This window comes from Guptibacillus hwajinpoensis, from assembly GCF_005144865.1.
In the GTDB taxonomy this organism is placed as follows: Bacteria; Bacillota; Bacilli; order Bacillales; family Guptibacillaceae; genus Guptibacillus; species Guptibacillus hwajinpoensis_A.
The window spans coordinates 917,506-931,280 of sequence record NZ_SWFM01000001.1 but is presented as its reverse complement, the minus strand read 5'-3'; the positions used below and the strand labels follow the sequence as shown (position 1 = coordinate 931,280).

Genomic DNA, 13,775 nt, shown 5'->3' with positions numbered 1-13,775 from the left:
GTCACCTTGAGTCTTTTTTATCCCTGTCTTTCGCGGAATAACCATTCAAAGACATATCACAGAGGTCAATGTATAAATGATTTAGAGAGTCACATACTACCTTCTGAGTAAATAAGAGGACGATAAGGCAAATGGAGGAGGAATATGTTCGAATGGCAAACAAACCGAAAATGAGTTCAACAGAGATCGGTGCATTGTGGATGACTTACCAAAAGAAAACAGTGATCCTGAGGATGCTGGAGTACTTTATTGAGAAATCAGATGATAAGAAAGCCAAACATTTAATGGAAGGATTATGGAAGAAACTGAACCCGAAAGTGAAGCAAATAGAAGTGATCTTTCAAAATGAAGGAGCTGCAGTACCTATAGGATTCACAAGTGATGATGTGTTTATAAATGCTTCAAAGCTATATGACCATGGCTTTGATATTATGTTCATGCGTGTATTAAAACAAATTAGCATGGCGATGTATACATTACACTTGAGCATGGCGTATAGAGAAGACATCGTTAAGTTGTACATGGACCTAACCGCTCTCACACAAACCTATTATAATGAGTTTACTCAATATCTCCTTACAATTGGTATTCTTCCGCGCCCAACATATATATCCGCACCAGAGTCAGTTGAATTTATTACTGACAAGAAATACATGAAGAGTTCTAGTCTTTTTGGCTCTAAACGAGCGCTTAGTACAATTGAATTTGCTTACCTCTACCATAGTATTGAAACAAATATTACAGGAGTGCAAATGATAACTGGATTTGCTCAAACTGCCCACGATGAGAAAGTGAGAAAGTATTTTCTAAAGGGAAAAGAACTTTCGAAAGAGATCATTATCGAAACAGGTAAAATTCTTCAGCAAGAAGATATTCAAATACCAGCTACGCCTGGAGGCAATGTGACAACATCACAAGAGGCGCCTTTTTCAGATAAATTAATGATGTATTGTACTTACCTGTTGAGTAACTTTGGTGTAGGTGGACAAAGCTTTGGTGCTGCGTTTGGATTGCGTAATGATTTGATTTTGAAATCAGGAGTGTTTGCTAAAGATGTCTATGAATACGCGCGTGAGGGTGTTGAATTAATGATTGCGAATAATTGGATGGAGGAACCTCCGCAAATGGATCATCATGATGACCTTATTACATAGACATTTCCATTGATTTAAACACTCCATGCCCCTCTTAATGGTAACAGGGTAGAAAGAGGAGAAAAAAATGAACTTATTCCTTGGATTATTCGTCATCTTCCTTTCAATTTGGAAAGGGGATTGGCGTAATTGGGAAAAATATTATCCTAGTATGCTTTATATAGCTCTAGCGACGTTTGTATATGAATATATTTCGCATGAACATTTTCTATTGTGGGAACTTCAAGAAGACTCCTTTATTAATAGGACAAACACTCATTTTGTTCATAACTTAATTATTAACCCACTATCGGCCTTTGTTTATTTATCTAACTTTCCCTCTAAAGGCATAGGCAGAATGATTATCTATAACGGTAAATGGATCGTTATCTTTTGGCTGGTCGAATGTGTCGCATCATGGATGAATATAATCACCTACCATAATGGATGGAATTTAGGGTGGTCTTTATTATTTTTAACAGTGATGTTTCCAATGGTGCATCTTCATCATGTGAATAAACGCCTCGCTCTTCCTCTGTCAGTCTTTTTTACAGTGTTGCTTCTCTATCTTTTTGATTACATTTAAGCCTAAAGCATGGAGTGGAAGGACCAAACATTAGAGCGAAAAGGGAGGTGGAAAGCTTGAAGCGAGAGATACTCAGTTCGCGTCAATTCACCTGGTTGGTCTCACTTTATATCATAGGAAGTTCTATATTAATCATCCCTTCTTCACTTGCCGGTGAAGCGAAGCAAGATGCGTGGATGGCGGCTACCCTAGCCGGGGTAATAGGGATTCTCCTTGTTGTTTTCTATAGCTTGTTCATTAAGAACTTTCCAGATCTTACATTTGTTCAAGCAAATGAGAGAATTCTAGGAAAGTGGATGGGTAAGATTGTCTCACTGTCATTTTTCAGTTTCACTTTTCTACTAGCGGCGCTTGTCCTTCGTAACATAGGTGATTTCTTTACAACACAAATTCTAATTGAAACTCCTTTAGAAGTCATTTTTGCTGTTTTTTTAGTAGTGATTATAATGGGAGCTAGATTAGGGATTGAAACCATAGCACGCGCTTGTGAAATTTTCTTTCCTTGGGTTTTCGGTTTGTTATTTATACTCGTGGTTCTTCTTCTACCGGAAATTAAGGTCGAAAATATCCAACCTGTGTTCGATGGAGGATTTAAACCTATTCTAAGAGCTACGCTACCTTTTATCGGTCTACCATTCTTAGAGCTAATCATTTTCTTAATGATTCATCCATCTGTTAATGCTACCAAAAGCATTAGAAGAGATTTTCTAAAAGGCACTATAGTTGGGGGACTAATGCTGTTTGTCGTAATAGTCTTATGCCTTCTTGTACTGGGAGTAGATTTCACAGCAAGGAATGCCTATCCCACCTATGTTCTTGCGAAAAAAGTTAACATTGGACAATTTATTCAGCGGATTGAGGTAATAGTTGCAATTATATGGATGCTATCCATTTATTTTAAATTAGTCCTCTTGTACTATGTTTCTGCGCTAGGGTTATCTCAAGTGATTGAAATGGAAGATTATCGCCCGCTCCTATTTCCATTAGGGATTATTACTATTGTATTAGCGCAAATTAGTTATCCTGATATTGTTTATGTGCAAGAGTTCATCTCCAAAACCTGGATTTTCTACGCTTCAACGTATGGATTTTTACTTCCTGTATTTCTACTGTTAATTGCGAGAATAAGAAAAATAATATAAAAAGAAAGCAATCGACAAAAAACGAGTTAAATCGGGTGGTGCCTGTGAAACTACTCGATTTTTTATTTATTTCAGTCTAGTCATTTACATATAAAGCACCAAAGAAAGGGGCAGAACTATGTTCTTTAACATATATAGAACATAAACACCTTTTGAAGAGGAGTGTCGATTATGGATGTAGTGGAAATAATTACTTTCATCAAAGAACTCGAAAGATTAAAAGATACGACACGAACAGCTTATATGAAAAGTGGAAGACGAGAAAGTGTAGCAGAGCATTCTTGGAGGCTCGCGATGTTTGCACTTGCCCTTAATGATCAGTTTCCTGAACTTAACATGCCTCGGGTAATCTATATGTGTCTTGTACACGATTTAGGAGAGGCGTACGATGGAGATATTTCAGCGACAATCAAAGTCGATCAACAAGAAAAAATAAGAAAAGAAGAAGAAGCAGTGAAAAAGCTCACATCATCTCTGCCACGTCCTAAAAGCAATTCAATTCTCGCACTTTGCAAAGAATATAATCGCGGTATAACGAATGAAGCTAAATTCGTAAAAGCACTAGATAAAATCGAAACAATTATTCAACATACACAGGGTACAAATCCACCTGGGTTTGATTACGCATTTAACCTTACTTACGGCAGTGAATATGCCGATCACCATGATATTCTAAAATTATTACGAGACGAAATTGACAAAGACACTAAGAAGAAAATGGATGAGAATGCCTGAATTCTGACCGATCAGGCTTCTTTTCTCATTCACAAATTAGGTGAAGCGTTTTCTTTTAGGACAAGGTCTTTCTCTTTTGAATATGAACGGAAAATAGGGGTTGTCAAATCCAAAAAAGCAGGTAAAATGGACGCAAGGTTTAGATTTCAATTGTTTCGCATCATAGAAATGTAAGTGAGACATATCATGAGTGTATATAGAAATCTATTGTTCCATGAGGAACCATTACAAGCACGAAAGGGGAAACAATTCATGAATCGTTCAGTGGTCTGTCCATGTGAGGGAGTAATCGAAAAGGTATTCGTAAATCATGCATCTCGTGTATACGAATGGGAGCCAATGTTTGTCATTCGCAACGGGCAGGGCAATACAGAGAAAATTACGCTAGGTGTCAGCGGAGAAATTTCTGAACTTCATGTGAAAGAGAATGACCGTGTAACGGGTGGCTTTGTTCTCGCATCAATGAAAGAAGATGATTTTGTAACAGGAAGTGACTGATCTTTCAAGTCTCTTAGTCTGATTAAATAAAGAATGGCGCAAGCGCTTAGCGGGAGACCGTGTGCTTGCGCTTTTGTTATGTTGGTTGGCTCATTTTGGTAAAAGTTTTGGAATAAAACTTTTTTGTATCTTTTTAAACAAATGCCTTGCTAGAATGCTGTGTTTTTAGTAAAGTACACATATATTACATCTGAGAAGGACAAATGTTTTTGTATGGAGGACACTATGAAGAAAATTGGACTATTACCACGTATTCTTATTGCCATTACACTCGGAATTGTGATTGGAGCATACTTTCCGGACTGGATCGTCCGAGTGTTTGCGACGTTCAACGGAATTTTCGGTAACTTCCTTGGATTCGCGATTCCGCTTATTATTATAGGCTTCATTGCACCTGGAATTGGTGAGATTGGAAAGGGAGCAGGTAAGTTAATTGGTATTACGACTTCTGTTGCTTATCTTTCTACTTTTCTTGCGGGCTTGCTTGCGTTCTTCGCCGCTAGAAACCTTTATCCATTATTCCTTAAAACAGGGGGCGTTGCCTCTGAAATGGCGAATCCTGAAGAATCGTTACTTAAACCATTCTTCGAAGTCGATATTCCACCTATGATGGGGGTCATGACGGCGCTTGTGCTAGCATTTACGCTTGGACTTGGGATGGCTGCTATGAAAGGGAATCAGTTGAAAGGTGTTATGGTTGAATTTCGAACCATTATCGAGAAAGTGATTAGCTTTGTTATTATTCCGCTTCTTCCTCTTCACATTTTGGGGATTTTTGCGAACATGACAAGCGCGGGACAAGTTCAAACGATTCTTAGTGTATTTGCGAAAGTATTCGTTATGATTATTTTACTTCACATGACAATGCTCTTAATTCAATATAGCGTGACGGGGGCAGCAACATCACGTAATCCGTTTAAACTTCTAAAAGTTATGATGCCTGCTTACTTTACAGCACTTGGTACTCAGTCATCAGCTTCAACTATTCCTGTTACGCTTAGACAAACAAAGAAGAACGGTGTTCGTGAAAAAATTGCTGATTTCAGCGTACCTTTACTCGCAACCATTCATCTCTCAGGAAGTACGATAACAATCGTTTCCTGTACAATGGCGGTCATGCTGCTAAATGGACAGGACCCAACCTTTGCATCCATTATTCCATTCGTCCTGATGCTTGGAATTACAATGATTGCGGCCCCTGGTGTTCCTGGTGGCGCAGTAATGGCAGCGATTGGTTTGCTTGAAAGCATGCTTGGGTTCGATTCAACGATGGTGTCTCTTATGATTGCACTTTACCTTGCACAAGACAGCTTCGGAACAGCATGTAACGTAACAGGTGATGGTGCACTTTCAGGACTAGTTGATCGTCTAACGTCCAAAAAGAAATCCGTCGAAGACGTAGCAAAAGTAGGATAACGTTAGAAGAGAACAGGATGACCTGTTCTCTTTTTTTATGGCTCATTTCTAAAAGTTTGTTGTTTTTGGAATGGGTTTTGTATATAAAAGAGCGGACTTAGCTGATTGGAACGGAAGGTGCTCGACTCCTGCGGAAAGCGGGTAGGAGCTGAAATTAACCACTATTTTTCAGAAGTGAACATTTATTTGCCTAAAGAAAAATGAAGGTGCTTTCTAATTCGACCTCGAACTAGAAGTTTGGAGGGAGAGATCGTAATGAAAAAAGAAGTTCTTACGCAAAACAAAGAAAGCTGGAATACAGTTGCGCACCATTTCAATGGAGTCGATGCATTACCAAGCTATGGACCATTTTCACAGACAGAGGACGAGCTTAACTTGTTTGGAGATGTAACCAATAAGAAGGTTCTTGAAATCGGCTATGGTAGCGGCCATTCGTTAAGGTATATGGCGAACGCTGGAGCGAGTGAGTTGTGGGGTGTTGATCTGTCTCTGAATCAGAAACGAACTGCTGAACAAACGCTAGCTGATCTTAAAACTCATCTTTATTGTGCACCGATGGAAGAGGAGATTGGCTTGCCAGCTAATTATTTTGACGTTGTATATTCCATTTTTGCAATCGGGTGGACGACTGATTTAGAAGCAACTTTCAAGTTGATCTATTCGTATTTAAAAAAAGGTGGAAGTTTCATTTTCAGTTGGGATCATCCGCTATACGTTCATTTAAAAAGCAATAACGGCCAGATTACTCTTACAGGTTCTTATCAGGAAGAAGGTCCTCATACGTTTCTGAATTTCAAAGGTGAGGATGCGGCAATGGTTATCCAGAAACGAAAAATGAGTACATACATAAATCAACTTATTACAGCTGGATTTACTATCCAAGAAGTGATCGAAAGTGATGTTTCCGAGAATGATAAAAAAGGAGAAGTCGCCATTTCTGATCGGTATTATTCTCTCTACAAAGCGAGGAAGTTCCCGGCGACGATGATTATTAAAGCTGTAAAATAATCGGAACGTAGGACTGGAAAGAGTTTGACTCGAAGTTCTAAAAAGCACCTGAACGATAATCGTTCAGGTGCTTTTCGCGTTTAGTTTGTTTTAAGTTTACGTAACCCGTGTAGATCTAGTAAACCGAAGCCAATTTTTGAGAAGATTGGCAAGATAACAAAAGCTAATGTATCGATGATTCCTTGAGTCATTCCAATACCAGAGGCACCGAGTATCCATGCAGTTGGATAGAGTAACCAGAAAATAGTGAGATAGAGGGCAACTCGTTTGTAGTGCTTGGACAGCTGTTCGTGACGGTCTGCGATTCTTTTTAACGGTATCCATGTGATCAAAAGAATAATAAAGAGGGCAATCACACCAAGAGAATACCAGATGTATTTAAGTGAATCGGGAGAAAAATCAGCGATTAAACCTGTTAGAATCATAAAAACATCTGTTGCCATAATCGATGCTATAAGAACTTTGTTTTTCTTCGTTTCATAGAACATTGCGGTCAAGGCAAGAGACAGAACGAGGAGCGGTGTAGAGACAACCCAATCCAGGTATCTTGCAAAATAGATTGTTTTCTCTGGCCGCTCTATGAACCCCTGTCCAAGCGCGATGGATAAGTACGCAACTCCTGACCATGCAGTGATCATCATCGCAACAACGTACTCATATAGCGGAACGCCTTTGGGTTTTCGACTCAAAATAAAAAAGTATATAGCAGCGCTTATCATTACAACAAAATAGAAATAGTATAGGAAAATTTCAAATGAATTCATGGTCCACCCCTGTCTCATAAACTGTTATCCATTATTGTCAATAGTTAGAAAAGTATTCAAAAATAAGGAGTAGGTCTGTTTGTAAATTTGAAATTTACAAACTATTTTAACGAAAACTATATGAAAATTTCGTCGAATTATGTAAGATAAAACGCGTACGCATTTTATTTCCTGGGGAGGATCACAACATGAAGAAAATGGTGAAACTACTTGCAAGTGCAAGTCTAGCTTTAACGATTGCTGCACCTGCAATTCCAGCTCCGAGTGCTGAGGCGGCAAGTTCTGGTGAAGTCGTCATTAATGAAATTGCATGGATGGGGACAACGGCGAACTACAATGATGAGTGGGTTGAGCTCTACAACAATACGAGCTCTGCTGTTTCTCTAGATGGTTGGAATTTAGCTTCTACAGATGGTACTCCATCTATTCCATTAACCGGGACCATTCCTGCAAATGGGTATTATCTACTTGAAAGAACGGATGATAGTACAGTTTCAGAAGTTTCTGCTAATGAGATTTATAGTGGTGCAATGGGAAATACAGGAGAAGTGCTAGAGTTAAGAGATTCAGGTGGCGCGTTGATCGATAACGTTGATGCTTGGCATAGTGGCGATAATGACACGAAAGCAACGATGGAACGCATTGATTCAAATGGCAGTGGCACCGATGCATCAAACTGGGGTACTTCAACAGGTAGTTATACTGAAGGAATTGGTACCCCTGGAGTCACTAATTCACAAGGATCAGCTCCTGCAAGCGCATGTACAGATACAACTGAACATTTGAATCAGGTTTCAAACGCACCAGATGCAATCAATGTGTATTTTAACAAATGTGCGCTCGACCAATACGCATCTCCAGGAAATGAAGCGAATTATAATGTGAACCTTGAAAATCGTTTACTAAATCGCATTAACGGTGCGACATCAAGTATCGATTTTGCTACATATGAAATTAATCTCCCAAAAGTAGTAGATGCTTTGATTACTAAAGCAGCTGAAGGCGTTGATGTACGGGTTATTGCGGATGCAAAGGATGCGACAGACCCTCATTATATCGAACGTTTTGAGTTAATGAGACTATACGTTGAAGAAATGGTAAGAGGGAAAGACATGGTGATCGGAACTGCTGATGACATTACAATCCTTTCTGATTCACCAATGCTTGCAGTTGAAGATCAAGCGAAACGAGCAGATCACGGACTTCCATCTTCACCTGACGATTTTCCACAGAAAACAATTATGGTTGGTAATACAGAGATGACTGGTTATTTATTTGTCGATGCAGAACAGCAAAGCGATGGAACATACTACTCACCAGGCACGCAAATGCATAATAAATTTGCAGTTATCGATGATAAGTGGGTGTTTACTGGTAGCTGGAACTTTACGGTGACAGGTCTTTATGGATCAGATGAGAATATGCAGAATGGCGTATTGGATGGAAACCAGCAGCATGTTGTGGAAGTGAATTCTTCTGAGCTTGCTGGCATTTATGAAACAGAGTTCAATGAAATGTGGGGAAGCAATACGTTAACTCCTAATATCCAGAATGCTGATTTTAGCTCACGTAAAACGGACAACACTGTCCATGAACTAACAATTGGTGGAAAGCAAATGGAAGTTTATTTCTCACCTGGCGACAATGCAGTTGACCATATGGCTGAGCTTGTGAAATTGGAAGCTGATCTTAACACGTATTTCACTATTTTCGCATGGAGTGATCAGGCTCTCGTTGATGAGTTGAAGAATAAATGGGAAGGATCATACACGGACCAGCAAGGAACGCTAACTGGTTTTGATGTTAAAGGTGTCTTTGACAGTAGCTTCTGGAACCAGTGGTGGTCTGCAAGTATTGAGATGACGGGTCAAACAGTAACAGGAAGCACGAACAATCCGAATACACGATGGGCAAATGCAGCACCTGTTTATAAAGATGCAGAATCTCGTAAACTTCATAGTAAAACGATGATTATCGATGCTGATACGAACAGTGATCCAACTGTCATTGTTGGGTCAACGAACTGGAGTACAAATGGTAATGATATTAATGATGAGAATATGCTTATTATTCACGATACAAACATTACTAACCAATTCGTGCAGGAGTTTAATGCACGTTATACGCAAGCTGGAGGCACAGTCCAGTAAATCTCACTATAGTTCTACCTAAGGAGTAGCTGATGTCAGCTACTCCTTTTGTCGGACAAACAAAAAGATGGACGAATAAATCAGAACCTTTTAAGATAGATTTATAGATGTAAAAAGGAGTTAAGCGATGGATTTTGTAGCGCTAGATTTTGAAACGGCCAATTCTTCTAGAGGTAGTGTTTGTTCAATTGGACTTGTTGAATATGAAAAGGGAAAGTTGAAAAAAGAATATTATCGGTTAGTTAAACCGAAGCAAAATTATTTTGCTGGTATTAATGTAAGTATTCACGGTATTACAAAAGACGATGTTGCCGATGAGCCAGAGTTTGATGTTCTTTGGGAGAGTGAAATTCGTGAGCTACTCGAAGGGAAGTTTCTTGTAGCACACAATGCTCAGTTCGATATGAGTGTATTGCGAGCAGTTCTTGATCAATATAATCTTCCATATCCTATGCTTGCCTACAATTGTACAGTGAACATTTCGAAGAAAACGTGGGCGTTGCCTCGTTATAAATTAAATGTAGTGTCTGATTATCTAGGAATCGAACTAGATCATCACCATGCATTAGATGATGCACGAGCGTCTGCGCAAATTCTATTAAAGGCTGCACAAGAATTACGTGCAAACAATGTGAAAGAGCTTGTTGATAAAACGAACACGACGAACGGAATGATGTTTGACACAAGCTATGAACCTGCTAAATTAAACAAACGACGCCAAGCTAAGAAGCAGGCAGAATCATTTGTAGCTGCTACTTCTGAACATGATACCACTCATCTTTTTTATAATACTTCCATTGTGTTTACAGGCAAATTGGATGTGATGAAAAGGGAGGAAGCGATTCAACGTATTGTTGATTTAGGAGGGAAGTGGCAGCGCAATGTAGAAGCTTCGACGAACTATCTAATTGTCGGAAATGCTACATTTCGTGATTATACGAATGGGAAAAGAAACAGCCAGTTAGAACGAGCTGAAACGTTACTTGCTCAAGGACATTCAGTCGAGATTATTTCTGAATCGGATTTTCTGAAGTACTTGTAGCGCTCATCCTAAGGATGGGCGTATTTCTATGTAATAAATGACGATATCGAATACTACATACAGGGGTAATGTGATATACCCCTGTTTTTATAGGTTGTTAAATTTTTATAAGAAATGAATTAGAAAAGCTAGAGTATCAAGTTCTTTCGCTAAATCAATCTGCTGAAGATGGATATTAGATGGTAGTTTAAGATAAGCAGATGAGAAGTTCATGATTCCCATGATACCAGACTCTGTTAATGTTTCAGAAATGATTTGAGCGGATGCGGCAGGAATAGCGAGAATGGCAACGGTTATCCCAGGCGTCATACGCTGAGAAATTTCATCAATATGATAAACAGGCACGCCTGCAATGGTTTTTCCGACAACTTTTGGGTTGTTGTCAAAAACCATTTTTATTTTAGGGGATGATTTCCTAAGATGATTGTAATGAAGTAGCGCTGTTCCTAGACGTCCGGCACCAATGAGGGCAGCTTCAGGTTCTGCGTTCTCATTAACGATGTGGTGAAGGTGATTGACGAGCTTCTTCACTTCGTAGCCAGTTCCTTTACGTCCAGGTGCTTTGATTTTGGAGAAGTCTCTTCTCACAAGATCAGATTTCAGATTAAGGGCACTCCCAAGCTCAACAGAAGAAATAGCTTTCTGTCCAGATTTCTTTACGCTTTTTAAATATGAGAGGTAGAGTGGGAGACGTTTAATCGTCGCATTTGGAAGTTTATTCTCTTCCTTTTTCATAATATGACCTCCGTCTAACTAGTACGCTTTCCTCTCTATTATAATCCTAATCTAGCAAAGTGCAATTTGCAAAATACTCCAAAATTATTAGCGTTTAATTACGATAGAACTGGAGTCTTGATTAAAACTTTTTACCTGCTGTTAATCCATATGAAAGTCTGTTTTCATCGAGGACTGTAAGTGTATAAAGAATACATAATCTAGCTGATTTAATTGGGCTTAGTCTGTTGGATCGAAAAAATCTAATTCTTTTCATTTCCTTCTTTTCTAAAAGGTTTTGTTTTTAAGATTGGATATAAACTACACTTCGTTGTTGATTGTAGCGGAAGGTGCTCGACTCCTGCGGGATTAGCGGGACAGGTGAGACCCCACAGGCGCGCCTTAAGCGCGCCGAGGAGGCTCACCGCCCGCCCCGCGGAAAGCGAGCATCCTGGAGCGGAAATCAACCGCTCCTCTTATAGTCTAACTCGCCATGTAAACTATCGATAAAACCTAGAAGAAAGATGAGTCGTCGAAAGTCAGGATCCTATCGAGTTGCATAAACTAAAAAATGGTGAAAGAGTCACTCTTTATGAATACTCCTTAGACCCCTTAGCATTTTATAGCAGATAAACTGTACAGACCTAGTTTAATGCCACATTCGTTAGGGAATCATTTTGAAGAGAAGCGAGGTGAGCATATGGATCCGTCATTTGGTTTTATTATTAATGTTGCTATTGCCATTTATTTATTTGTAGATGCAAGAAAACGTGATAAGAGTGCGTTTATCTGGGCGATTGTTGGTTTAATTATTGGACCGATCGTTCTAGGTGTTTACTTTATTCAAACAGGACGTAAAACAATCGGTTGGGTAATTGTCATACTTGCGATTATCTGGTACATTATCGCAATTGTATTTGGCATTCTTGCCGCAATTTTTGGGCTCTTACTATAAGGAAAACCTGAAGCGAATGCTTCGGGTTTTTTAATTATATTTTGCATTACTAGGTAAATACTGACAAATAGTTAGGCTGATTATCGAGGAGAAAAGCAGAAGATAAGTTTAGAAGACTGAATTGGCAGTACTTTTATGTACAAATAGGATGATTTTATCGATAATATTGAGTTATTTTGTTCTGGTTCTGGTAGGGCTTTATGGGGACTGGGGTTTGAGGAACCTCCTAAAGAGGAAAGCAATAATACATAATATAAAATCGTGTTCGAGAGCTATGGCCAAAAGAAGTTCAACTTGTAGAAGGAAGAGTTTGAACTCACCAGATAGAGGCTCAAGGGGGAAGTAATGGATGAAGAAACAAAAGTGATGGAGTGGATCACTTCCGAATTAGAACCTGAATCATGCACTTTGCAAGATTATCCTGTTTATCAAGCAGGGAAACGCATCATTGATCGGAGCGGAGATTATCTGATCGTCTACTTTCATCCGTTACTTGAAAAAGTTGTCTATACGTTTAAAGGGATAGAGGATCATTATTTTATTGCTTATAATTTATGTTAATTCAATTGGTACTGAAAGTGAGCGCAGTTATAAACTGCGCTCACTTTCGTTGTTTCATCGAATACTTTCCTCAATTTGTGCTGTAGATATACGAGCAAGTTGGTTTAGCAGTTCAATTTGAAAGCTGCCAGGGTGATCGCCACCTGTCTGTTCTGCTGCTATTTCGCTCGCTACACCATAGAATGCAAGTGCCCCATAAGCTGCAAGAAGCGGATCGGGTTCAATGGCTGCAAATGCACCAAGTATAGAGGAAAGTAAGCAGCCTGTTCCAGTTACTTTCGTTAGAATATAATGACCGTTCGACTGGCGAATCGTTGTTGTTCCATCTGAAATCGTATCAATTTCTCCAGTGACTACAACGGTACAGCCGAACATCGTAGCTGCTTTTGATGCAAGGGCATCGCGATTTCTAGGCCCTTCACTAGCGTCTACACCTTTTATTGCCCATTTCTTACCTGCGATGTTTGCGATTTCAGCTGCATTTCCTCGAATAAACTGGACATCAATTTCTTTCAAAATACGTCTTGCCGTTTCTGTTCGATATGGAGTGGCACCTGCTCCAACTGGATCGAGGATCACGGGAACTTCCATCTCGTTTGCAGCTTTACCAGCAAGGAGCATCGCTTCGACTACTTCCTTTGTAAGTGTACCGATGTTTAGTACAAGTGCTCCAGCTATACTTGCCATATCAGCTACTTCTTCACGTGCATATGCCATCACAGGACTTGCCCCCGCTGCAAGAAGGCCATTCGCAGTGAAGTTCGTAACGACAGTGTTTGTAATATTATGGACGAGTGGTGAAACCTCTCGAACTTTTTTGATGAGTGCAGCTGCTTGCGCTTTGTCCATAGCTAACTTCCTTTCCTATCGTTTGGATATTAAGTAACAATCTTTTCTTAATTGTATCAATAAGTTTAGAGGGTTTAAATTGAAAAGGGGGTCAGACACGTGTCTGACCCCCTTTTCAATTTATGCTGACAATTGTAAAATTATCTGAGACAATAGCACGTAGAAGGAAAGATTTGTAATTGAAATGATAGGCTTTGAAAGATATCACTATGGTGGAGGTCT

At 39.3% G+C, this 13,775-nt stretch carries 14 protein-coding genes; 11 read left to right on the top strand and 3 right to left on the bottom strand.

Translation table 11 applies throughout. The annotated features are described in order from the left end of the window. Nucleotides 1-152: 152 nt before the first annotated feature. The 7 genes from FBF83_RS04640 (at nt 153) to FBF83_RS04610 (ending at nt 6,518) form a co-directional block, all read left to right on the top strand. Nucleotides 153-1,154 (top strand): DUF3231 family protein, encoded by a 1,002-nt coding sequence (locus FBF83_RS04640; protein ID WP_136945943.1) that lies wholly within the window; start codon nt 153-155, stop codon nt 1,152-1,154. 67 nt (nt 1,155-1,221) lie between these two features. Further along, nucleotides 1,222-1,719, top strand: coding sequence for a CBO0543 family protein (locus tag FBF83_RS04635; RefSeq protein WP_136945942.1), 498 nt, complete (start codon nt 1,222-1,224; stop codon nt 1,717-1,719). A 56-nt stretch (nt 1,720-1,775) separates the two neighbouring features. Further along, nucleotides 1,776-2,861 (top strand): GerAB/ArcD/ProY family transporter, encoded by a 1,086-nt coding sequence (locus tag FBF83_RS04630; protein ID WP_169525177.1) that lies wholly within the window; start codon nt 1,776-1,778, stop codon nt 2,859-2,861. Between the two features lie 171 nt (nt 2,862-3,032). Continuing rightward, nucleotides 3,033-3,596, top strand: coding sequence for an HD domain-containing protein (locus FBF83_RS04625; protein ID WP_136945940.1), 564 nt, complete (start codon nt 3,033-3,035; stop codon nt 3,594-3,596). A gap of 252 nt (nt 3,597-3,848) precedes the next feature. After that, a complete protein-coding gene (locus tag FBF83_RS04620; RefSeq protein ID WP_136945939.1) occupies nt 3,849-4,094 on the top strand; it encodes a biotin/lipoyl-binding protein in 246 nt (81 codons plus the stop codon). Nucleotides 4,095-4,319: 225 nt separating this feature from the next. Further along, nucleotides 4,320-5,510 carry a dicarboxylate/amino acid:cation symporter gene (locus FBF83_RS04615; protein ID WP_136945938.1) on the top strand — a complete coding sequence of 397 codons (1,191 nt, stop codon included), beginning with the start codon at nt 4,320-4,322 and terminating at the stop codon, nt 5,508-5,510. Nucleotides 5,511-5,765: 255 nt separating this feature from the next. Then, entirely contained in the window at nt 5,766-6,518 is a 753-nt protein-coding gene (locus FBF83_RS04610) for a class I SAM-dependent methyltransferase (RefSeq protein WP_136945937.1), read from the top strand. A gap of 80 nt (nt 6,519-6,598) precedes the next feature. On the opposite strand, the gene FBF83_RS04605 is transcribed toward FBF83_RS04610, so the two are convergent. After that, nucleotides 6,599-7,282 (bottom strand): bacteriorhodopsin, encoded by a 684-nt coding sequence (locus FBF83_RS04605; RefSeq protein ID WP_169525176.1) that lies wholly within the window; start codon nt 7,280-7,282, stop codon nt 6,599-6,601. 188 nt (nt 7,283-7,470) lie between these two features. Here FBF83_RS04605 and FBF83_RS04600 point away from each other — a divergent pair, with 188 nt between their 5' ends. After that, a complete protein-coding gene (locus FBF83_RS04600) occupies nt 7,471-9,432 on the top strand; it encodes a phospholipase D-like domain-containing protein (RefSeq protein ID WP_136945935.1) in 1,962 nt (653 codons plus the stop codon). Between the two features lie 127 nt (nt 9,433-9,559). Continuing rightward, a complete protein-coding gene (locus tag FBF83_RS04595; RefSeq protein ID WP_136945934.1) occupies nt 9,560-10,474 on the top strand; it encodes an exonuclease domain-containing protein in 915 nt (304 codons plus the stop codon). Nucleotides 10,475-10,579: 105 nt separating this feature from the next. Here FBF83_RS04595 and FBF83_RS04590 read toward each other — a convergent pair whose 3' ends face one another. Continuing rightward, on the bottom strand, nt 10,580-11,209 hold the full coding sequence (locus tag FBF83_RS04590) for a redox-sensing transcriptional repressor Rex (RefSeq protein ID WP_136945933.1): 630 nt from the start codon (nt 11,207-11,209) through the stop codon (nt 10,580-10,582). A gap of 679 nt (nt 11,210-11,888) precedes the next feature. On the opposite strand from FBF83_RS04590, the gene FBF83_RS04585 reads away from it, so the two are divergent. Next, a complete protein-coding gene (locus FBF83_RS04585; protein ID WP_136945932.1) occupies nt 11,889-12,143 on the top strand; it encodes a hypothetical protein in 255 nt (84 codons plus the stop codon). 345 nt (nt 12,144-12,488) lie between these two features. Then, nucleotides 12,489-12,704, top strand: coding sequence for a hypothetical protein (locus FBF83_RS04580; protein ID WP_136945931.1), 216 nt, complete (start codon nt 12,489-12,491; stop codon nt 12,702-12,704). A gap of 54 nt (nt 12,705-12,758) precedes the next feature. On the opposite strand, the gene thiM is transcribed toward FBF83_RS04580, so the two are convergent. After that, the gene (thiM, locus tag FBF83_RS04575) at nt 12,759-13,553 is read right to left on the bottom strand and encodes a hydroxyethylthiazole kinase (RefSeq protein WP_136945930.1); all 795 of its coding nucleotides are present in this window, start codon (nt 13,551-13,553) and stop codon (nt 12,759-12,761) included. Between the last annotated feature and the right edge of the window lie 222 nt (nt 13,554-13,775).